We start from the raw sequence: 22,178 nt of genomic DNA on the forward strand, positions 1-22,178 counted from the left end.
TCTTTGCAGAATCTAGCATATCCTCCATCATTCCTTTATCTGGGAATAATGGTGGATTTTTTATGTTAGACGTAAGAGATAGTTGTTTGTTTCCAATACATTAATATTTTTTTTAAATAAACTAAGCGATTTTTATAAAACAAAATTATTGAAAGCGGCTCGACTCAGAATTGCGATCGCAATTCAACGCATGAAGTTTGCCAATGCTTATCATAAGTAACTTTTAAATCATCCCCTTGACCATTTTCTAACTTCCCGTTGACTCCATAAGAGAGAAAGTAGAAAGATTTTTCTCCCGTCTTGCGATAAATTAGGGGATTACCAAATGCATCCCCGCGATTGGGAAGAATGACTTGGGTATCTTTATGTGCTTCTTCAAACGAAGAGGGGATGCGATCGTGCTTCTTCTGAAAATCGAGTACAATTTTGCCTAGCTTTTCTTTAAGATAGGAACAATTTTGAAAACGTTGCTCATTTGTACTAGTATTGCAAGCTACAAGTAAGTAAAATAAGGAGATAGAAATAATACTTTTAAGCAAGGGTTTCTCAATTCAAACTATGAAAATAGAGAATATTATAGTTCATTATGTTATGCTAGCGTACCAACTAAATTTGTGAAATGTAAGCGTTCGTACAGATTAAGTTGAAAATTTTAGATTTGATAGTTAGTATACGGCTACTGTGCCATTTAGGGGCTAAGCAACTTTCAATCATTCCTCTTCAAGGAGTTTTAAATTTGATAAAAACTCGAAGGTGATAAAAAGCTCAATCTTGCACTTCAATGAATACTGGAAGGATTTCATGATGGATCTACCCTTTCTTCCTCCAGATGATATGCCTCCTGTCGAGGTTACATTATTTGATGAATTATTGCACAGGCACCTAGAACAAGTTTCTAGGAACCGCTTCTACGAACTCTGCGACTCCACACAGCAGGCTTTGCTATCACTTACTCAGTGGTACGTTGAAACGATCTCCGGAACTATGACATTGGTAATTCTTTGTCATGACATGGATAGTTATCCGCAGATTGTCGAAACTCTTCCCCAATTTCTCGAACGCTTAAAGCTACTGTCAAACAATTCCAAAATCTGCATTCAACGTCCTACAGATAGAGGAATAGTGTGGAGATTTGAAGTAGAAGAACTTTCTACAGAAGGATAAAGTTAAATTCTGTCAAGAAATGTAGGCTTTTCCAAGCATTTCTCGTCCTCAGGCGGAGCCTGTAAATGAAAGTATTGAGGCTCTGTATTGAAAAAGGGAGTGAGAAAGAGGGATTTGCATGATTGGTGATGAAATTCTTTCATTGCGACTGTCGTGAAAACAGAGGGTTGGGTCATTGCCTATCCTATATGTCTTTCACTGCCATGAGTTGCTCTCTTACCTAATTACCTACTATCTTAAAAATAGTGCGTAAAAAGTGGGAACTGAAAAATTCATTGCCAATCCCCAATCGCCAATCCCCAATCGCCAATCCCAATTGCAGTGTCAAAGAATCAACAGGAAACTCACTTAAATCGCGCTCGTGCTAGTCTCAGACAAGCACTCTCTTGGTATGGACATCTTCGTAAAGCCGGACAGTCACAATCAAAGTCGCAATTAGCAGGGTTGGTAAAACCAGAGTTAGAAATCTTGACCTCAACTCTCAACAAATTGGACAACAATGTGATTCGCATCGCTGCTTTTGGTTTGGTTAGTCGCGGTAAGTCAGCAGTCCTAAATGCTTTGCTAGGACAAAAGATTTTGCAAACAGGTCCCTTGAATGGGGTAACACAATACCCCCGTTCCGTACATTGGAATCCAGGGGGGAAAGTACAAGTAGAGTTAATTGATACACCAGGATTGGATGAAATAGAGGGGGAATTACGGGCACAAATGGCACGGGAAGTGTCTCAGCAAGCCGATTTGATTTTGTTTGTTGTCTCAGGTGATATTACTCGTACTGAATATCAAGCATTGTGCAAATTAAGACAATCACAAAAACCTTTAATTTTGGTCTTCAATAAGATAGATTTGTACCCGGATACAGACAAACAAACGATTTATAAGAATTTGCAACAGTTGGGTAGCGGAAGCTTTCAGAACGCTCCTTTGCAACCTGATGAAATTGTTATGGTGGCTGCAGAACCCGCACCAATGGAAGTTCGCGTGGAGTGGACAGATGGTAGAGTCACGCAAGAATGGGAAACTCCACCACCACAAATAGAAGAACTTAAAGAAACAATTTTGAAAATCCTCAACCGTGAAGGGCGTTCTCTTCTGGCTCTAAATGCACTGATTCAAGCACGGGATGCAGAAGAAGCGATCGCAGAAAAAACCATCAAATTACGTCAGGAAGAAGCAGAAGATCTGATTTGGCGGTATACCAAATACAAAGCTTTAACTGTTGGTCTCAATCCTATTGCCTTTTTAGATATTCTTGGTGGAACTATTGCGGATTTGGCTTTAATTCGCTCGCTCGCACGCCTTTATGGTTTGCCCATGACGGGTTATGAAGCCGGGAAAGTTTTAAAAACAATTTTATTCAGTTCTGGTGGTTTGTTGCTAGGTGAAATAGGCAGTAGCGTGCTTTTGGGTTTGGGCAAAAGTGCAACTGCTATTGCTTCAGGAGACAATCCCATAAATGTAACTGCTTACGCTGGATCGGCGATCGCTCAAGCAGGTATTGCCGGTTATGGAGCATACGCTGTGGGGAAAGCAGCACAAGTGTACTTGGAAAGAGGCTGTTCTTGGGGACAGTTGGGAGCAAGTACGGTGATTCAAGAAATTCTCTCGGAAGTGGAACAGAATACAATCTTGTATCGATTGCAACAGGAGCTAGGTTTGCTCAATCGCGAGTTATGACGGCTTCCAAATCAAAAAGTCTGCTCTCTTCGCCCGGTTACCGTTTTCCAGTCATCACCATCCGAACCCCACCTATAGGAGCAAGGGTAAATCCGCGACGTTGAACTTTAACTGGTTTATCGTCCGCATTGGCAAGTTGATACTTTGATAAAATCGTTGCGATAACAAGTTTCATTTCTAACTGAGCTAAAGCATATCCCAAACAGTGCCGACTTCCACCGCCAAAAGGAAAATATTCACTCCTAGAATACTGGCGCTCAAGAAAGCGTTCTGGTTTAAACTGTCGGGCATTAGGATATAAATCTTCTCGATAATGGACGAGGTAAATACTTGGCATTAGGGTTGTCTCAGCATCAAAATGATATCCCCCAATTTTTATAGGTGATTTGGCAATGCGTGGAAAAAGTACGGGAAGGACAGGATACATTCGCAGTATTTCCTGACACACCGCAGTTAAATAGGGAAGCTGAGCGATTTCCATGGGGTTTGAACTTTCTCCCAAACTGTCTAGTTCCTGTAGCAATTTTTCCAGAACGTTTGGATGTTGGTGAATTTGATAGAAAGCCCAAGCAAGTGTTGTGGCAGTTGTTTCGTGTCCGGCAAATAAAATTGTTAGCAGTTCATCTTGCAATTCTTCATTGCTCATTGGTTGACCTTGGTCGTCCCGTGCTGCCATCATCAGGCTGAGAATATCGCCACGCCCTGAATTTCCCTGCGTTCTTCTTTCCTCAATTTCTGCAATCAGTAGGTCGTGAACTTGGCGCTGTCGCAATTTCATGCGTCCCCAAGGAGTCCAAGTTCCCCAATCTTGTTGTAAGAACCGTAAAAATAGCATGCTGGAGCGGAGCGGAGAATCGGTCATATTGAGCCAATCAGTCAGTAGGGGTTTAAGTTGTTGATAGCGTTCCCCTTCGCTCAAACCAAAGACGATTTGCAATATCACCTCCAGACTAATCTTTTGCATGGCAGTCCGAGCGACAAAAGCCTGACCGACAAGCCACTGGCTCGCAACCTGTTCTGTCAAGTGGCAAATTTGCTTGGCGTAAATTGGTAAGCGTTCCCCATGAAAGGGAGGCATTAATAATTTTCGTTCTCGTCGATGGCGATCGCCGTCGAACAACATCAAAGAGTTTTTCCCGATAATAGGTTTTGCGAGTGCGTTTCCACGTCCCACATCAAAATTTTTGCTATCTTGATTAAAAATCTCTTGAATTACTTGGGGATTACCAACGAGGACATAGCTTCCGAGCCCACCGAGCTCCATGGTAAAAATATCTCCATATTTCTGGCTGTATCTGTCCTGAAATCCGAGTGGATCGGCAATCCAATTCATAAGTTGCCACCAAGAGGAACTGGTGATGCGGTTTGGTAATTGACTCAACATGGCACTTCATTATTGCTATCACTTAACTGTAGTAAAACAAATTTTTTTGAGTTTTGAAGAAGGCACTTGAGCCATTTTTCATTTCCTGACAACTATCGCCCTACTAAAGTTGCAATTGCTTCAAGCAATACGCGTAATTCTACTGGCTTGGCAATATGCATTTGAAATCCTGCTGCGATCGCTTTCTCCCGGTTGCAATCTTCAGCGTAAGCAGTCAGAGCAATGGCTGGTATTTTTCCTCCCCGTTCTGATGGCAAAAGTCTGATCTGACGTATTAGCATATACCCATCCATCTCAGGCATACCAATATCAGAAAGCAGGAGATCTGGTGTTTGTTGCTCGAACACTCTCAGCGCTTCGGGTGCTGATGATGCGACAGTGACAGTAGCTCCTAAATCCTCCAATAACTCGGCTATCAGTTCCCGTAAATCGACTTCATCATCAACAATCAAAACACGCAGACCGTTAAAATTCATTTGTGTCTTAATTTGTTCTTCCTTGGCAGTTTCTTTGGAATCGGTCACTATCAAGGGTAACTCGACTGTAAATGTTGCTCCCAAACCGAGTCCTGGGCTTTCTGCTTGTACGGAACCGCCGTGTAGTTTTGTTAAATGGCGAACAATGGACAATCCAAGTCCCAATCCACTATATTTTCTGGTTGTAGAGGTACTTTCTTGACGGAAGCGTTCAAAAACGTGAGGGAGAAATTCGGGGCTGATACCTTGTCCTGTATCGCGGACTTGAATTTGGGCATAAGAGTCTAAATATTCTAAGTTAACCGTAACCTGTCCTCCTTCAGGTGTGAATTTGATGGCATTTGAAAGCAAATTCCAAATAATTTGTTGTAACCGGGTTGAGTCTCCCTCAATTTGACAAGTTTTCAAGTCCAATACAGTTTGAATTTGAATGCCTTTAGCTTCAGCAAGCTGACGAATCAATTCAACCGTGTTTTTAATAATAAAAACTAAGTTTACTGGTTTAATATTTAAGTTCAACTTACCTTGAAGAATACGAGACATATCTAGTAAATCGTCAATAAGTTGAGTCTGTAATTTGGCATTCCGTTCAATTGTCTCCAAGGCTCGCTCCGTGGTTGCTTCATTCAACTTCCGCGATCGCAAAACCTGGGACCAAGCTAGTATTGGATTGAGTGGAGAACGGAGTTCGTGAGAGAGTATAGTTAGGAATTCATCCTTAAGCTGACTCGCTGTTTCTGCTGCTTCTTTTGCCTGTTGCAAAGCTAACTCAGTCTGTTTGCGCTCGGTAATATCGAGTGATGTTCCAATCAGTTTGATTGCTTGTCCTTTCTCGTTAAATATCGGTTCTCCACGGGAATCGAGATATCGAATCGAACCATCATTTAGGAAAATCCTCATATCAAAAGCATAAGCAACACCTTCAACAATGGCTCGTTCAACTGATTTTTGCAAAATTTCGCGATCTTCAGGATAAACTCTTTCGAGTAGTTCGAGGTAAGTTGGTTCGCCTCGCTCTGGGTCAATTCCCCAATGGAGAAACGTAATTTCTGACCAACTTACTTTCTGTGTCTCTATATCAAACTCCCAACTCCCTACTTGGGCGACCCGTTGAGCCATTGCTAAATGCGCTTGACTTTGGTATAGTTGTTGCTCTACAGATTTTCGTGCAGTAATATTTAACACCACGCCAGCCATGCGAACCGGAGTGCCATTCTCATCTTGGTAAGCATGTCCCCGAAATGCAAGCCAATGAGCGTTTCCATCTGCCCAAAGAACACGACACTCAACGTTGTATTTGCTTTGTCCTGTAATAGCTTGCTGTATAGCTTGCTCCACCCGTAGGCGATCCTGTGGATGTATGGTATTAATGAACACCTCATAGCTCATCTTGGTGTCAAGATTTAACCCAAACATGGCTTTACAGCGATTTGACCAGAGCAATTGTCCTGTTATCAAGTCATAATCCCACATTCCCAAATCTGCTCCTTCGAGCGCCAATCGCAATCGCTCTTCACTGTCAAGCGACAATGTTTCGATTGGCTTGCGATCGCATAGCGTCAAGGGAGCGCATTCTCTGATTTCTTTTAGAAGAAAGCCGGTACCATTTTGAGCGATCGCTGTTGGGGTTATTGCCGTACAATTAACAAAAATACCTTCTATATCACCGCTTTCATGACAGATAGGATTGCAGGAGAAAGTCACGTAAATCTCCTCTAAATAGCCCTTGAGGTCTGCAAACAATTGTATTTCTTGAGAAGACACGGGCTCTCTGGTGTTCGTGATTTCTTGAACTATCGGTCTCATGACAGACCAAAGTTCTGGTAGAACGTGAGGAATTTTTTGACCGAGTGCGTGAGGATGCTTATTTGCAATTAATGGAACATACGCATCATTGTAAAGAATAATAAACTCACGTCCCCAACAAACAAACATGGGATGCGGACAGTTGAGCAAAATACTAACAGCTGTACGTAAGCTTTGAGACCAATGTTTGACAGGACCAAGCACAGTGTTTGCCCAGTCAAACTGACGCATCAAAACACCCATCTGTCCGTCACCAGTGAATGGACTGCCAAGAAACTTGATTTGCTTTTGCCCCATCTCAAGCACTCCTCATGGAGAAGCATACAAGGCTCTTGATACAATCTTTCCTGTGGTGCAATATGCTACTCAGTTTTGCCATTGTCAAAGGTGAAAAAGTTGCTTGCTCGCTTATCCTTTTGTAACACAGTTAGAAACGATACCCATAACCTGAGGCAAATTTTTTCTGAGTTAGACGCAAGTTTTACTTAAGATTCTGCCCGATTTCGCATAGTCTCCTGCAAGTGTTCCTCATAATGGCGTTGCTGTGCTAGTAATTCTCTCGCCTCTTCTTGGGTAGCAGTTTCCGCCGGAAAATCGTGAACTTCTGCTTCAGTACGATTTCGCATGGCATCTTGTAAATTTTCTTCATGATGGCGTTGCTGTGCCATTAATTCCCGTGCTCTATCTTCGGTATTCATAATGTTTTTTCTAATACTAGAGAATTGTAAATTTGTTTCCAAGTTTACAAAATTAGTGTAAAGCTTTTTCTCAGTAGAGAAAAATAAAATTTACAAAAAGAAAATTATAGAGAGTCACTTCCTTCTGCCCTCTACCCTCTGCCTTCTGCCTTCTGAATGGTGACTGCTTTTTGTGCCAAGCAAGTCATTTGGGCGATCGCATTTAGATCTAGTGGTTGTGCTTCACTTTCCATTCCCAACCACAACAAGTACTCAATATTTCCTGCAGGACCGGTAATTGGCGACCAAGTTAAACCTTTGTATTGCCATCCCAACTCCTGCGCTGTTTGCAGCACTTGAAATATAGCGTTTGCTTGGTCTTTAGGGTCGCGCACAACACCCTTTTTCCCAACACGGTCTTTTCCCACCTCAAACTGAGGCTTGACCAACAAAACGATTTCACGGGGGTCTTGCAGTAAGTGCCACAGAGCAGCCAAAATTTTGGTTAACGAAATAAACGACACATCCAAAACTGCCAAATCAGCAACCGACTCATCACCATATAACTCATCTTTTGTCAAATACCGTAAATTTGTACGTTCCTTCAAAATCACTCGGGAATCATTTCGCAAGCGCCAATCAACTTGTCCGTAGCCAACATCAACCCCATAAACTCGTTTTGCGCCTGCTTGCAGCAAACAATCAGTAAAACCCCCTGTAGAAATGCCACCATCCAAACAAATCCGTCCTTCTACAGGAATGGCAAATAATTCTATTGCCTTAGCTAACTTTTCTCCGCCTCGAGAAACAAAACGCGATCGCTCTTTTATCTGAATTTGAGCAGAAACATCAACTTCCGTACCAGCTTTGTCAACAACAACACTATTGACCAAAACTTCCCCTGCTTGAATGAGGCGTTGAGCTAAAGCACGAGACGAACACAAAGAACGTTCTACCAATAAAACATCAAGTCTTTGCTTAACCAATTTGGTCATAATAAGTGGTTAGGTGTTAGTGGTTAGGTGTTAGTGGTTGATGTTACAGCTACTAACGACTAACTACTAACGACTAACCACTAACATTTAGATATCTTTTTCGCTCAACTCTCGAGTCATGTAGTCAAATGGCTCATCTAAAAAGGTAGTATCACTCACACCTGTTGCAGCCACTTGCTCCTTCACAATATCCTTCATAATCTGGATACCGCGAACAGTAGGACCGATGGGAACGCCCAAGGAATTGTAAGTTTCCCGCAATCCTTGTAAAACGCGCTCATCTAGTACATCCATACTACCAGCAACGAGAGCATAGGTAGCATAGCGCAGGTAGTAATCCATGTCACGAAGACAAGCCGCATAACGCCGAGTTGTGTAAGCGTTTCCACCCGGACGAATCAACTCAGGTTGTTCTTCAAATAATTTAGAACCAGCCTGCTTGACAATGGACGCCGCATTTGAGTTGATAGACGCAGCAGCTTGAACCCGTGCTGTTCCACTTTCAAAATACGACTTGAGGTTGTCTATGGCATTCCGGTCAAAATACCGTCCAGCAACGTCATAATTTTTAATTAAGCTAGTTACTGCATCCCGCATTCCTTTTTCTCCCAATCAATCCTATTATGGTTTGATATTTATCTGATTGCTGTTCGCAATCGGTATCTTTTTGCGCCACTTATTAAAAGAAGCCCCTGCACAAAATCTGTGCGCTATTTATGGATTCTATGTCAAAGTTGCCCCCTGCGGGGTGAACTTTTTTAATAGAGGGGATGGGGAGTGGAGGGATAAGGCGGATAAGGCGGACAAGGCGGACAGGGGAGAGAGAATAGAAATCTTCCTTGTCTACCCAATCCCCAATCCTCAATTCCCATTATTTAAATAAAAGTTAAATGTCATGCTTCTTAATGGCATTTTGTAGTAAAAAATACAAAATCCACTAATGTCCTGTTTCTAGGATATTCCAGGGGTCTGATGGATTTGCAGTTAGCGAGCTTTCTTCAGCAAACATTGAACACTCTGGTTTTACTATTGATAAATCGGCAGCCTAAGGAGTAACCATGACAACCCCACAAGAAGTCCTGAAGATGATTCAGGATAACAACATTCAGATGATCGATCTGAAATTCATCGATATGCCAGGGATTTGGCAGCATTTGACGCTTTACCAAAACCAAATCGATGAAACTTCCTTTACGGACGGCGTACCTTTCGACGGTTCTAGTATCCGGGGTTGGAAAGCCATCAATGAATCGGACATGGCAATGGTACTCGATGCCAACACGGCGTGGATCGACCCTTTCATGCAAGAACCAACGCTCAGTGTTATCTGTAGCATCAAGGAACCTCGCACGGGTGAGTGGTACAGCCGTTGTCCTCGCGTTATCGCTCAGAAAGCTGTTGACTATCTGGTGAAAACCGGTCTTGGCGATACAGCGTTCTTTGGTCCTGAAGCTGAATTTTTCATTTTTGATGATGTCCGCTTTGACCAAAACCAACACTCGGGCTACTACTACGTAGACTCGGTTGAAGGTCGTTGGAATTCCGGTAAAGATGAAGGACCCAACTTGGGTTACAAACCCCGCTACAAAGAGGGTTACTTCCCAGTTGCTCCAACGGACACTTCGCAAGATATGCGGACAGAAATGCTGCTGACAATGGCAAAGTGCGGAGTACCAATTGAAAAGCACCACCATGAAGTTGCTACTGGCGGTCAGTGTGAACTGGGTTTCCGCTTTGGAAAGTTGATTGAAGCGGCTGACTGGTTGTTGACTTATAAGTACGTTATCAAGAACGTTGCCAGGAAATACGGTAAAACAGTTACCTTCATGCCCAAGCCCGTCTTCCAAGACAACGGATCTGGGATGCACACCCACCAATCTATTTGGAAAGATGGTCAACCTCTGTTTGCTGGAGACCAGTATGCTGGCTTGAGTGAGATGGCGCTGCACTACATTGGCGGTATTCTCAAACACGCACCTGCATTGCTCGCAATCACTAACCCTACTACCAACTCCTACAAGCGCTTAGTACCTGGTTATGAAGCACCTGTAAATTTGGCTTACTCTCAAGGTAACCGTTCTGCTTCTATTCGGATTCCATTATCTGGTAGCAACCCCAAAGCCAAGCGTTTGGAGTTCCGCTGTCCCGATGCGACTTCTAACCCATATCTGGCATTTGCTGCTATGTTATGTGCTGGGATAGATGGTATCAAGAATAAAATCGATCCCGGTCAACCTTTGGATAAGAATATTTACGAACTTTCTCCGGAAGAATTGGCTCAAGTTCCTTCAACTCCGGGTTCTCTTGAACTCGCTTTGGAAGCCCTGGAGAATGACCATGCTTTCTTAACCGAACCTGGTGTATTCACTGAAGACTTTATCCAAACTTGGATTTCCTACAAGTTGGATAATGAGGTGAACCCAATGCGCTTGCGTCCTCACCCCTACGAATTTTCTCTCTATTACGATGTTTAATTTTTAGGGACTCTTGCACAGTACGTCGAACCCCGGCTTCCTTAAAAAAGTCGGGGAACTAATCAACATAAAACCACCCGCTAGTGGTGGTTTTTTTTTGATTGGGGATTGGGAATTGGGGGGAAGGGGGAAACAAGGAAGAACTTTATACTGCATTCTCCTCGTCTTCCTTGTCCCCAAGCCCTAGTCCCTAGCCCCTTGTGCTAACTCATTGCTGCATTACTGCGATCGTAAGTCATGCGAGCCGAGGGGTCTATTTTGCCTTGAGTTGGATTCCAATAATGAGAAACTTCTCCAGGAAGACCTAGCTCCTCACCCGCACGACCCAGCATGGATTGTTGACGATTCTTGATCAACTGATAGTGACGCATCATAAGAGCACGTGCTTTTTCTTGTGTAGACATACTGAAATCCTCCTTAGTGGTTTTTTTATAAATGTCAATATTACCTGACATATTTCTTTAGTTTTAATATAACACCTATTCTGTATCTAAAGTTACGAAAAATAATATCTTAATAAAATTTAATATTTGTAGCAGAATAAATATCTATAGGATTTTGCATCTCTCCCAAGACTTATTTTTTCAAGCTGTAAACCTTTCTTCAGATTTATGAGCACTCAGTTACAAATACTTAAAATATGTAAAGATATATTCTAAAAACTTAATTAAAGGAAATTCTCATGTCTGACACTTTAACCAAGCTGACTTATCAAACTTTTCAGCAAGGCAAAAGTTATTTTGGTCTAACCCATAAAATTTTAAGTATTCGCCTCAAAGAGTTGCTCTTTCCTAAGAAGGAGGCAACATCTCAAGGTATTCCTAGGGAAGCTATATTGACGCTTCAACAAAGGCAAAATAATTTGCAGGAAGTTGATTGGGAAGATGCCGAACGGGGTGTGTATCCTAAAAGCTTGTTGTTTGATAACCCTTGGGAAGATTTTTTCCGCTACTACCCTCTAATATGGGTTGATTTACCCCAAATTTGGGATAGGGCAAACCAAAGGAAATACCAGGATTTTGCCGCTGACGTAGACATTAAAGGTTATCCGAGCTACTACATCCAAAACTTCCACCACCAAACCAATGGCTACTTGAGCGATCTATCCGCAAATCTGTATGACTTGCAGGTGGAAATTCTCTTTCAAGGTTCAGCAGATGCTATGCGACGGCGCATTCTTGCTCCCCTAAAGAAAGGGTTGGAAGTTTTCAGAGACTTAGCCCCCCGTCAAACCCGTGTTCTGGACGTAGCTTGCGGAACCGGTCGCACTTTAAAAATGATTCGAGCGGCTTTGCATCAAGCATCTTTGTTTGGAACAGATTTGTCACCAGCATATCTGCGTAAGGCTAACGAGCTTTTGTCTGAAATACCAGGGGAATTACCCCAACTTTTGCAGGCAAATGCAGAAGAGTTGCCATACGTAGATAACTATTTCCATGCTGTCACCTCTGTTTTTCTCTTTCATGAATTACCTGCAACAGCTCGCCAACGGGTTATTGAAGAATGCTTTAGGGTCACAAAACCAGGCGGCGTATTTATAATTTGTGACTCAATTCAATTGAGCGATTCCCCAGAAATGGAACCATTTATGGAATACTTCCATGAAACTTTCCATGAACCTTACTACAAGCATTATATTACTGACGATCTGGTAGAGCGATTGGAAAAGGCAGGTTTTGTGAATATTGAAATGCAAGTTCACTTTATGAGCAAGTATTTGATTGCTCGTAAAGCTGCTTAACTATATTCCTATACTTTTCTGTTGACATGGGGTGGTAGATTGAGCCACCCTCTTTTTTGCAAATTTTAAGTAAGTCGCTAGAAAAAACAAACTCTGTTACGAAACGTCAAATCTCTATATTGGCTCGTAGTTGCGCTTCTTGCGTTCGCCACTCTTGCGTGCTGAAGGCTAGACACGCAACTACAAACTCATGATAATTACGAACACCGACTTACTTAGCCTAATGAACTATCTCCGTACAACTAAAAAGTTGCAATAGGAGTTTTGTGCGTATTTGAAGATCTTTCAATACTTGCAATACAAAGTAGCAACTTTACTTGACATTAATGCAAGAATTCACTACTTAACTAGTATAGGAAATAACTGGTAAAACACCACAATATTACTGAGAAATCCAACAATTGAAAAGTTACTTTTTTTGCTTTATAGGGTACGTAACGGATAGGAAGCGTAACACCCTGGATTACCGTACTTTTATTCCCTTGCTACAAGGTCTTTGCCACCCCAGGAACTGGCACGAACTTGCAGTTGTTAGACTTCAGATTGCGGAGCACTGATATATTCAATCAATTCTCTACGTCCACTACCTCTATAACCAGAACGTCCAGACCGTGAGGTTGAGCTTTTTTTTGTCGCTCTCGCCAAAATCAATTGTGGCGATTCATATTTGGACGAGAAAGTGTTAGGGACTTGGTTGTTAATAGCAAAGGAGCTACACAGGAAACCCACGATTAAAAGTGAAACAGCTGCACGCATAATGAATGTTTATTTTTGAACTATCCATTTCACTGATACTGAGTTTTCTTTTGTGCATCCGGATAATTTATTCAAGAGTATTGTTTTTTACCACAAAAAAATCCTTGTTAGCACTCAATATGTTCCGCTAGTAACCAATTTCCTGCACTGTTAAAACGACCCAAAATTTTGATGAATTGTCCGTGAAGATATGTTTGCAACTGCTCGTCAATGTCCGATCGCAACGTGACAATTTGCCAAGTTTGACCCTGATAATCGCTTGGTGAAGTAATAATAAATTTATAATCCTGCTGAGTTTGGCACTGGAAAAACCCCATGAAACAATCAATGTTTCTTAAATTAACAGCATCGCCATAAGAGTAGAAGCCCACAGTTGGCGAGAAATGGGGGCAATTGCCGCTATGAGGGTATGTTTCAGGATTATCTAAATAATACAGTTGCATATGTAACCAATCCGGAGAATCAGGTGGTAAATTAAAGATGGGAACGATAGCAGCTGCATGATGGCGATCGCGCAACAAAGCCTCTTGCAAAGTTCTTACAGGCAAATCGCGAGGGCTTAAATTTAACTCAATACACAAAGCAGCTGCCATACCAGCTGCTTGACCAATATTCATAACTACTGGTTGCAATCGAGTCGCGCCGTTAGCAATATGAGAAACCGAAATATTTTTCTCGCAAACTAATAAGCCATCTGTTTTTATAGGAATAAGACAGCGATAGGGAATTGTAAAAGGAGTTCCCGTCCAACGTCCTCCCCAACGAATAGATTTAGGAAGCAATTCAAATTTTATCTCCGGATAATGATGGTCGTTAGCATAGTTACCAATCGCAATAGCATCTTCATGTAACGGTGCAACGCTACCTCCCGCAATTGGTAAAATATCCTGTTCTCGTATGGTCGTCAGTCCTACGAGGCGTCTGCTCTCCCGATAATAGGGGTGAAGGGCAAAAGATGAGGGAGAGATAGAGGGAATGGGGGAACGGGGGAATGGGGGAAAAATATGATGGGCTAAACCGTAGCGATAACCGATTTGATGTTGGATAAAACGGGCAAAATTTTGGCTGTGCCAAAGGCATTCTTGCAGAAACTCGCGCCGCTTCTCTGAAGATGCTATGACTCGCCCGACTCCATGACCGTAATCATTACCATGAATGGGCCAATTAATCATAAACAGACCCCCAGGCAAGCGTCCGTAATTTAAAAATTGTTCTGCACCACAATTATCCCAAGCACCAGTAAATTGTGAGGGGTTGTCATTTGGCGCACTTGGGATTTCAGGAGCCATAGATTCACCAAAATCTTGCATAACCACTACCCAAGTGGGGGCTTGCACTGGATATTTTTCTGTGAGATAATTAAATGATGCTGGAGCGCTAATTTCTCCCCATTCAGACCTCAACTCCCAACCCCAACGGTAAGGTACTTCAGCTAAATCTAACAAATCCCCCAACTCTGTGGCATCAAGGGTTACTTTGGCAGTAACAGTAAAATCTGCAAACCGAACACCAAAAACGCAGTCATTTTGTTGAATGACCTCTAAAGGTCTTCTACCTGGAAGCCAAAGTAAGTTTGGTAACTCTTGAACCCAATCTGCGAAAATCTCTGCTCCAATGCGAGGGTCGTAACTAAAGAAGCTGACCCAACTGTTGTCTAACCCCATTGGTTGACGGCGTTGCAATTGTTTTATAAATGCACCCCACAATCCTGTTTGGAAAGCTTCCAACTCATTGCCATCCGGTGCAGATACTCCCGCAGAAGTCAGCATTCCCCCCAACCAAGGAAATTCACTAACCAAAATAGTTTTTACCCCCCGCCGCGCTGCTTGGAGAGCAGCTGCAGTTCCTCCTGTTCCGCCTCCCACCACTAAGACGTCAGCTGCGTACACCCGATCTGTCATGACTGAACCTCAAGAAAGCATGAAGGATAAAGTATGGAGGATAAAACTTCCAGCTTTCATCGTCTTTAGATATTTTTTATAAATACATAATGTAGTTTGTCTTGTATTAAAGTAAATTTGACGGATCTCACACACATTTCCTCCCTCTGTTAACAGATACAAGCTAGGGAATTAGAGCGGTTTTACCCCTCACTTAGAGAGTCTCAATGAGAGATACCATCTCCGAGTTGCTAACAGCATCGGTAAAAGTTGGCAAGTACTTTGCAACCGCTCAAGAAAAATTTATTACCTCAATCAAAAAATGAGGACTAGTACACGAAGGCAGAAGTACGATGGCAGAGGGCAGAAGGCGCAAAAGCTTTAACTGTAAGCTTTTTCTCTGTCACTAATGGTTGCTTTATTTACGCCGAACTGTACTAGTATAAGAAATGTAACTTTCCATCGATCGGATTGGATTTCTCATGAACCTCTCGACTTACTTCATGCACTTGGTTGGTTCTGGTATCAGCGCCTACTACTTTGCTGCTCAAATCCGTGACCCTAAAACTCGCCCCAATGTTCTAGCAGGGTTCCAATTGGCAGAATCTGGTTCTGTTCCTTTCCTGACCGCACTTAGCGATCGCGCTACAGCAGAAGGTGATACATGGCTTGCAGAAAAACTGGCGCAACACGCATCAGATGAAACCAAACACGGTCAAATTTTTGCTCATGCCTTAAAACAACTTAACAAAGAAGTTATAGATTTTAAAAATTTGCCAAAAAACACTCAGGAAAATAAATCGGAAAATAAATCGCAAGAACGCCGCAGCCCGTTTTTTGCAGCTTTCTTCGAGGGTTATTCTCAAGAACAACTCAAACCGGAAGTCATTGATTGGGATGTGTTCATGGGTAGCACTTATATTTTAGAGTTAGATGCAAGTAAAGACTTTACCCGAATGGCAAACGTCTTACCCGAGAACGATCCAGTGACTCGCAACTTAAAATTGGGAATTTTGAGCATTGCCAAAGATGAAACCGGTCATGCTGCTTACATTTACGAAGCCATGATGCGGCGAATGCCTTCTGCTAATGTAGAAAGACTTGTAGATGAGTGGCGTACTCGTAAGACAAACGCCATGCTAGCATTTGCCGGAAATATGTTGCAGCGTAAGAATAATTCTCGCTCTATGGTGCAAGATGCAGCCACTACCTCAGAAACTCATTCTGAGGTAGTGGCTGCGTAAAAGGAAAGGGGGGGTTAGGGGTCAGGGATTGAGGACAAGATGAGTCACAATTGGTACCAGCAATGAATTATCAGAGCCTTGATAATTGAAGAAACAAACTGTTGACTGAAGAATTTTGGAGCTTCCATTTCAGCTCGTAGCAGATGTGCTAAATGAAGAATGGATGGGTTAGTAATCTGCCTCTTTAAAATGGGTTGCCGATCGGCACAAAGCATTTTTTGGTCAACAATTTCCTCAAATCTTAATAGGCTGAGTGTGATTTGCAGGTAATCTAGCAGGGTTTTTTTTTGGACATCGTTCAACCAATCGGATTCAATTTCCTCTGCGTTAACAAAGCCTCCCGTTGGTATCGCAGCAGTAACTTCTATCTGATATGTCACAATACTAACTATTAAAGTATTGCTTGAGGAAACAGGTGGTTTAACTAAATACGCGTACTTGATGGCAAGCTCATCCCAAGAGGCTTGGAGGACGAGAATATCGGACTGCATCATAAACTTAACCGGGACGAGTACCTTCTTCGTAAGTCCAAGTCATCTTCATTTGTGTAACTTTCCAACGTCCGTTGATATGGCTTAGTTCGTGATTGTAGAACCCCCCAAGCGTCCAAGTTTTACCAGGTTTTCCCTCAAGATAAACGTGATGCGCCCGAAAGTGGGAGGTACAGTTTGCTCGCTCGCCATTCACTATCACAGCATGATTGGTAATCATGTGCTGGGTGGCTTTGAAGGTTTTGCTGAAAAAGTCTGCCCAGCCAGCTACTAAAGTATCTGCTGCTACAGTATTAGGAGTGCCACCGTTGAGGGAGGTGTAGTCAGTCAGAACCCGATCGGCGAAGGCTCCGCGACAAGCTTTCCAGTCTCGTAGATCTGCACCCATACCGATAATGTTTATGGCATCAATAATTTCAGCACGATCTACTAATTTCTGTAGAATGATGGTATTCATGGGGACTTGAGAATTGACTTGAGTGGGAGATGTAGTGCGAGCCTTAGCAATCTCTGTGGTAGATAAAAATCCTATTAAGCTCGCACTAAAAGTCAAAAGCACGTTCCGGCGTTGGTGATTCATAGTCTGTTGCTAGACTTGGAGTTAAGTTTTATACAGCCCTTAAGATACACCAGCACCCTGTGACTGAATCAATACATTAGGTTGGTATCCAGCAGGTTTATATCCAACTGTTGCACCACCATGAATCATGCCTTGAATTTCTGAACCAAAGAAAATGTAAGGAAATTGCGGTTCGGGGCGACTGATAGCTTCGAGACGATTGGCAAGTTCGGTGGGAATCTCAAACGAGAGAGCTTTTAGATTGTCCTCAAGTTGCGATTGCTTCGTAGCTCCAATAATGACCGATGCAATTCCAGGGCGATTTGCTGTCCAGTTGACTGCAACTTGAGCCATACTCCGCCCAAGTTCTTTTGCCACAGTTTCAAGTTCTGCCACAATTTTCCAGTTGCGATCGCTAAACTTCTGAAACGCCGGATTTGAGATACCGCGAACTGTTTCCAATCGTCCTTCTCCTGTAAAACCACCCTCGCTGGGTCTGTACTTACCACTGAGAAGACCGCTCGCCAACGGGCTCCACACCATTGTACCCATGCCCAATTCCAGACCGAGGGGAATAAATTCCCGCTCAATATTACGCTCAATCAAGGAGTATTCAAGCTGGAGAGCGGAAAGCGGTTCGTAATTACGCCATTCGGCAATAGTTTGCGCTCGTGCTGCATACCAACTAGGGGTATTGCTCAGCCCGATATGGCGCACTTTACCAGAACGAACTAAATCATCTAGTGTCCGTATGACTTCTTCGGCTGGGGTGATTGTATCCCATGTATGGAGAATGTAGAGGTCGATATAATCAGTTCCCAACCGTTGCAGCGAACCTTCTACCGCCCGCATAATATTTTTGCGCCCGTTACCACCCGCATTTGGATTTCCCGGTTCGGCATTGTAGCTAAACTTAGTAGCAACGACAATGCGATCGCGCAAGTTGCGCTCGGCAATAAATTTACCCAACCACGTTTCGCTAGTCCCATTGGTATATAAATCTGCCGTATCGATAAAGTTACCACCTGCATCAACGTAGGTATTAAACATTTGGCGTGCGGTGGCTTCATCACTTCCCCAACCCCATTCAGTACCAAAGGTCATTGCTCCGAGGGCGAGACGGGTAACGCGCAATCCAGAACGTCCTAGAGTGTAGTAAGTGTTGAGAGACATAATTCGTAGCTCCTTAACGTGTATATTTAAAAAGTGTTTGGAGTGATAGTGAAACTCTTTTTGTTCTGCACTGTTAAATTACTTCTGCTGAGTAAAGCCACTGGGATTACCCCAAGCTTCTACGAACACGATAGGGTTGTAGTATTCACGAAACAGTACAACCTTACCATTGTGGAATTGAAAGAGTCCGGCGTAAGTGTTGTTGTAAGGCTTTTTCGTTGCCAGTACTTCAATTTCGCCACGAAATTCTACAAAGAAAGTATTGGGGTCAGTAGTAGGGTAAATTTTTAAGTCAGGGAACACCATGCGTCCAACACTAGTTGGTAGTGCCGAATAATGTTTGGCGACGGCGGCTTTGCCTTCAACGCGTTTGGGAAATCCAGCAGGAGAGTAGGGCATATCTTGTACCCCATCATCCGCCCATAGTTTTAGCCATTCATCCATGCGTTTTTGGGATAACAACTGGAAGTACGTGCGGATTGTTTGCTCGTTGTTTTGGCGGATTGCTTCGGCATTAGTGTTTGCAGTTGCTATGTGTGTTGTGATACCAGCTTGGGTTTGAGGTCCGATGGTCAACAAACTCAGCATTAAGGTTGCGCCAATTAAAGCTTTTTGCATTAACATCTTGACAAAATCCTGGTTTTAAAGTTTTACAGAAATGACGATCCAATGTTTCAAGCCTTTATAGAGATGTTCTTAATTGCTTAACCGTGAGAGCAACGGCTTGGTTAATAGTGGCTTCTCGGTCATAGAAATCAAATTGTTGCGTTTCGGGAAACCAAACCATGTTTTTGTTATTGCCAGGGATGGCTGCAAAGAATCGACGCGCACCATCAGGAATTGCGGCTTTCTCACTATGGATAAACAATGTAGGGACTTTGATTTGCTTGGCTTGTGGCATGGCACTAAAGGTCAACCACTCCGCCCAAGACATCACTGCAAATTTGTTTGCCCATTGGGGAATTGCACCACGTTTGGGATTAAGATAGTAGTCGATATTACCGTACATTGCTGCAGCACCATTCGTTGCGCTAGCTGCAGGTACATAGTCCACCTGACCTGTTTGCTGTAGTTTTGTGCGTGCTGCTTGTGCAATTTTGATTTTTTCCCGTACAGCTTTTTCACCACCGTAGATGGTATTTACAATTGCTGCATCATGAATCCAAGGCGCAACAGCGACAAATGACTTGATACGGGAATCAGTTGCTGTAGCTACCGCCATATAACCCGCTGAAGCGCAAACACCCAACCCAGCAATCCGGTTGCGATCGACTGCATCGACAGTTTGCAGGAAGCTAACAGCATTTTTGATATCTACTATCTTGGCAGTGGGAGATTCAAAACTGCGAATCTTACCGCCGCTTTCCCCAAAGGTACGAAAATCAAATGCTAAGGCTGCAAAGCCTTGTTCTGCAAGCTTTCGAGCATATATACTGGGCATTTGCTCTTTCACTGTTGTCCAAGAACCTGCGACGATCGCTGCGGGTAACTTATCGCCAGCTTTGTAGCTAGCAGGTAAGTACAAGTTCCCAACTAGCGTTTCGCCTTCACTTTGAAATGTAACTCGATTTACACCGGGTTTGTAGGCGTTAGCAGCGATGACAGTATCAGAAAGTTGCTGCACTTGCGGCTGTGTTGAATTCTTGCTTTCTGACAGATTTTGTGAATGGGCATAAGCGCTACTAGTTAACAATACTAGTGAGAGGGCAGAAGCTTTAATAGCGGAAAGCATTGTTTTCATTGTTCGTTCTCCGTTGTTTCTTGTTAAATCCAATTTAAAGAATCTGCCCAAAGCATTCACGCCCCATTCTTGCGCGGTTATATCAAAATTATGCTCGGTTCAATTTATGCACTGTCGCGAAATTGCTTTGGCGTTACCCCTGTAAGCTTGCGAAATTGCGCGGTAAAGTGACTCGGATTGGAAAAACCCACTTGGTAAGCAATTTCTGCTGACGAGAACCGAGTCACTTTTAGTAAGACTTTTGCCCGTTCGATTCGTCGTTGCAGAATGTAGCGGTGTGGCGGTTCTCCTACAAGCGTTTTGAAAGCACGGGCAAAATGAAACTGGCTCATGGGGACTAACGCCGCAAGAGTTGCGATCGCTAATTCACTGGCTAAATTGTCTTCAATATAATCTTTAATGTGCTTGAGTTTTAAAACATCTAGAACACCGATTTCCTCTGGAGTAGAATGACTTAAGACTCCACCGTAATTTCTGAGGAGATGCACTGCTAGCAAATTTCGCAACGATTCAACATACAAATTTCCCGCAAAACCACTATTAACTAGTTCGGACTTCAACAAATGCGCCACGTGTAGAATAGTTGGATCGGGAAAAAGCACTCTGTGTTCCAACCTAACGGGAGTAGAGAGCCCGCTTTCATTTGCCAGTCTGTTAAGTAACACTGGCTCGATCTTCAGATTTACGTATTCGCTCTCCTTTTCGCGCCTGTGCCATACAAACTCCCGATCCGAATATAGAAACACGCTTCCTGCAGGCAAAGCCGAGGTTTGCGGCTTACTCCCATCCACCGACCAAGTGACACGTTCGTGAGGAAGAAACGCTACACTGATAGCATATTTGGGCATTGCGAAGTCGAAATCTCCGACCTCTTGCAAACGACCGTACTCGACAATCAAGTCATTCCATTCGGCTTTAAGAATCGCTGCCGTTTGTTGGGGCTTGGGTTGCTGCATTAGAGAATTAAATATTTTAACCCTTATTGTTTGTATACCTTAAGTGTAGAGGAATACGAATATAAATCTTAACTGATTATCTTTTTTATAACTAGGTCAATATGAGAAAATAAAAGGCAGCACAGCTTATCCCATCAATCGGCTGTATCCATCAAGAAGTTGGGGATGTTGCAATTCCGAATCTCTTAAGAGGCTATCCGTAATTTTGTCAGCAGAGATTGAAGTATTTTGATGTCAGCAAAAACAATTCCCAGCAGGAAAAGTTTTCATTACTTTTAACATCTGTCAGGCATATATTAATGGCTAGTATTTTTTACGTTGCAACAAAAGAAGGCGATCCTCTCACAGTGCGTTCTAAACCCAATGGGGAATCAGTTGGTTCTCTCAGCAATGGTACTGAAGTTCAAGTGACTGGCGAACCCGTGCAAGCAGGAAACAGGAAGTGGGTACAAATTGGAACAAATCGCTGGGTCGCTAATGAGTTTCTTACAAGTATCAAAACAGCACGAGTTGTTGCAAAAAGAACGACAAAAACCATCGGTGGTGGTTTAAGAGTTTATGAAACTCGGCTTATAGATAGCAATGGTAACGTTATTAATACAGTACAAGCTGTTTCCGGTCGAGTTGGCAAGCAAACTCCCTCCGATGTTGCTGGTTCTGAAACACCTGTACCTTTTGGAATTTACAAGTTTGACAACCCCGGAGTGGTGGGTACACCACCAGGAAATAAACCAGAATTTGGTGGTGTTTGGTCTCCAGTGACACCTCTATTTAGTACGGGACGTTCGGGTATAGGCGTTCACTACGATCCCTCTGCTTTGGCTCAAAATGCTAACACTGGTACTGCTGGTTGTTTTGCAACACCAACTGTTAAAGAACGGGACATTATGACAAACTTTATTCGCACTCACAAACCAACTCATTTGATTGTGTACGAAGGTTAGTCGTTATGTAGAGACGTAACGTGCTACGTCTCTACAT

General features: G+C 43.0%; 21 protein-coding genes. 6 read left to right on the forward strand and 15 right to left on the reverse strand.

Features of this window, described 5'->3' with window-relative positions:
* Positions 1-164: 164 nt before the first annotated feature.
* Positions 165-539 carry a hypothetical protein gene (locus AB0756_RS27835; RefSeq protein ID WP_038072562.1) on the reverse strand — a complete coding sequence of 125 codons (375 nt, stop codon included), beginning with the start codon at positions 537-539 and terminating at the stop codon, positions 165-167.
* Positions 540-801: 262 nt separating this feature from the next.
* On the opposite strand from AB0756_RS27835, the gene AB0756_RS27840 reads away from it, so the two are divergent.
* Together AB0756_RS27840 and AB0756_RS27845 are read left to right on the forward strand one after the other, a co-directional pair.
* A complete protein-coding gene (locus tag AB0756_RS27840; RefSeq protein ID WP_038072613.1) occupies positions 802-1,164 on the forward strand; it encodes a hypothetical protein in 363 nt (120 codons plus the stop codon).
* Positions 1,165-1,485: 321 nt separating this feature from the next.
* Positions 1,486-2,844, forward strand: coding sequence for a GTP-binding protein (locus AB0756_RS27845; protein ID WP_038072560.1), 1,359 nt, complete (start codon positions 1,486-1,488; stop codon positions 2,842-2,844).
* Positions 2,845-2,881: 37 nt separating this feature from the next.
* On the opposite strand, the gene AB0756_RS27850 is transcribed toward AB0756_RS27845, so the two are convergent.
* The 5 genes from AB0756_RS27850 to apcB form a co-directional block, all read right to left on the reverse strand.
* A complete protein-coding gene (locus AB0756_RS27850) occupies positions 2,882-4,228 on the reverse strand; it encodes a cytochrome P450 (RefSeq protein ID WP_038072558.1) in 1,347 nt (448 codons plus the stop codon).
* A 92-nt stretch (positions 4,229-4,320) separates the two neighbouring features.
* On the reverse strand, positions 4,321-6,807 hold the full coding sequence (locus tag AB0756_RS27855; RefSeq protein WP_050045679.1) for a PAS domain-containing hybrid sensor histidine kinase/response regulator: 2,487 nt from the start codon (positions 6,805-6,807) through the stop codon (positions 4,321-4,323).
* Between the two features lie 188 nt (positions 6,808-6,995).
* Positions 6,996-7,208, reverse strand: a complete 213-nt coding sequence (locus tag AB0756_RS27860; protein WP_038072556.1) for a hypothetical protein — start codon at positions 7,206-7,208, stop codon at positions 6,996-6,998.
* Positions 7,209-7,339: 131 nt separating this feature from the next.
* Positions 7,340-8,173: a TlyA family RNA methyltransferase gene (locus tag AB0756_RS27865; protein ID WP_038072610.1), complete on the reverse strand. Its 834-nt coding sequence runs from the start codon at positions 8,171-8,173 to the stop codon at positions 7,340-7,342.
* 96 nt (positions 8,174-8,269) lie between these two features.
* Positions 8,270-8,779 (reverse strand): allophycocyanin subunit beta, encoded by a 510-nt coding sequence (gene apcB / locus AB0756_RS27870; protein WP_038072608.1) that lies wholly within the window; start codon positions 8,777-8,779, stop codon positions 8,270-8,272.
* A gap of 461 nt (positions 8,780-9,240) precedes the next feature.
* Between apcB and glnA the strand changes: the two genes are divergently transcribed.
* Complete coding sequence (glnA, locus tag AB0756_RS27875) at positions 9,241-10,656, forward strand: type I glutamate--ammonia ligase (protein ID WP_038072552.1); 1,416 nt, start codon at positions 9,241-9,243, stop codon at positions 10,654-10,656.
* Positions 10,657-10,859: 203 nt separating this feature from the next.
* On the opposite strand, the gene AB0756_RS27880 is transcribed toward glnA, so the two are convergent.
* Entirely contained in the window at positions 10,860-11,060 is a 201-nt protein-coding gene (locus AB0756_RS27880) for a hypothetical protein (RefSeq protein WP_038072606.1), read from the reverse strand.
* Between the two features lie 278 nt (positions 11,061-11,338).
* On the opposite strand from AB0756_RS27880, the gene AB0756_RS27885 reads away from it, so the two are divergent.
* Entirely contained in the window at positions 11,339-12,397 is a 1,059-nt protein-coding gene (locus tag AB0756_RS27885; protein WP_038072550.1) for a class I SAM-dependent methyltransferase, read from the forward strand.
* Positions 12,398-12,928: 531 nt separating this feature from the next.
* On the opposite strand, the gene patX is transcribed toward AB0756_RS27885, so the two are convergent.
* Together patX and AB0756_RS27895 are read right to left on the reverse strand one after the other, a co-directional pair.
* Entirely contained in the window at positions 12,929-13,153 is a 225-nt protein-coding gene (gene patX / locus AB0756_RS27890) for a heterocyst-inhibiting protein PatX (protein ID WP_408019873.1), read from the reverse strand.
* Between the two features lie 107 nt (positions 13,154-13,260).
* Positions 13,261-15,054, reverse strand: coding sequence for an FAD-dependent oxidoreductase (locus AB0756_RS27895; RefSeq protein WP_038072548.1), 1,794 nt, complete (start codon positions 15,052-15,054; stop codon positions 13,261-13,263).
* Between the two features lie 461 nt (positions 15,055-15,515).
* Between AB0756_RS27895 and AB0756_RS27900 the strand changes: the two genes are divergently transcribed.
* The gene (locus tag AB0756_RS27900) at positions 15,516-16,277 is read left to right on the forward strand and encodes a hypothetical protein (protein ID WP_038072546.1); all 762 of its coding nucleotides are present in this window, start codon (positions 15,516-15,518) and stop codon (positions 16,275-16,277) included.
* A gap of 44 nt (positions 16,278-16,321) precedes the next feature.
* Here the strand turns inward: AB0756_RS27900 and AB0756_RS27905 are convergent, their stop codons facing one another.
* The 6 genes from AB0756_RS27905 to AB0756_RS27930 all read right to left on the reverse strand — a co-directional run bounded on the left by AB0756_RS27905 (position 16,322) and on the right by AB0756_RS27930 (position 21,197).
* Positions 16,322-16,771, reverse strand: a complete 450-nt coding sequence (locus tag AB0756_RS27905) for a hypothetical protein (RefSeq protein WP_038072544.1) — start codon at positions 16,769-16,771, stop codon at positions 16,322-16,324.
* A 4-nt stretch (positions 16,772-16,775) separates the two neighbouring features.
* Entirely contained in the window at positions 16,776-17,348 is a 573-nt protein-coding gene (locus AB0756_RS27910) for a nuclear transport factor 2 family protein (protein ID WP_050045678.1), read from the reverse strand.
* Positions 17,349-17,387: 39 nt separating this feature from the next.
* Positions 17,388-18,500, reverse strand: coding sequence for an aldo/keto reductase (locus AB0756_RS27915; RefSeq protein ID WP_038072542.1), 1,113 nt, complete (start codon positions 18,498-18,500; stop codon positions 17,388-17,390).
* A 78-nt stretch (positions 18,501-18,578) separates the two neighbouring features.
* Positions 18,579-19,124 carry a nuclear transport factor 2 family protein gene (locus tag AB0756_RS27920; RefSeq protein ID WP_050045677.1) on the reverse strand — a complete coding sequence of 182 codons (546 nt, stop codon included), beginning with the start codon at positions 19,122-19,124 and terminating at the stop codon, positions 18,579-18,581.
* 58 nt (positions 19,125-19,182) lie between these two features.
* Positions 19,183-20,241: an alpha/beta hydrolase gene (locus tag AB0756_RS27925; protein WP_237265865.1), complete on the reverse strand. Its 1,059-nt coding sequence runs from the start codon at positions 20,239-20,241 to the stop codon at positions 19,183-19,185.
* A gap of 104 nt (positions 20,242-20,345) precedes the next feature.
* Positions 20,346-21,197 (reverse strand): AraC family transcriptional regulator, encoded by an 852-nt coding sequence (locus AB0756_RS27930; RefSeq protein ID WP_038072540.1) that lies wholly within the window; start codon positions 21,195-21,197, stop codon positions 20,346-20,348.
* A 299-nt stretch (positions 21,198-21,496) separates the two neighbouring features.
* Here AB0756_RS27930 and AB0756_RS27935 point away from each other — a divergent pair, with 299 nt between their 5' ends.
* The gene (locus AB0756_RS27935; protein WP_038072538.1) at positions 21,497-22,141 is read left to right on the forward strand and encodes a L,D-transpeptidase family protein; all 645 of its coding nucleotides are present in this window, start codon (positions 21,497-21,499) and stop codon (positions 22,139-22,141) included.
* The last annotated feature ends 37 nt before the right edge of the window (positions 22,142-22,178 follow it).

This window comes from Tolypothrix campylonemoides VB511288_2, assembly GCF_045999855.1.
GTDB lineage: Bacteria > Cyanobacteriota > Cyanobacteriia > Cyanobacteriales > Nostocaceae > Scytonema > Scytonema bouteillei_A.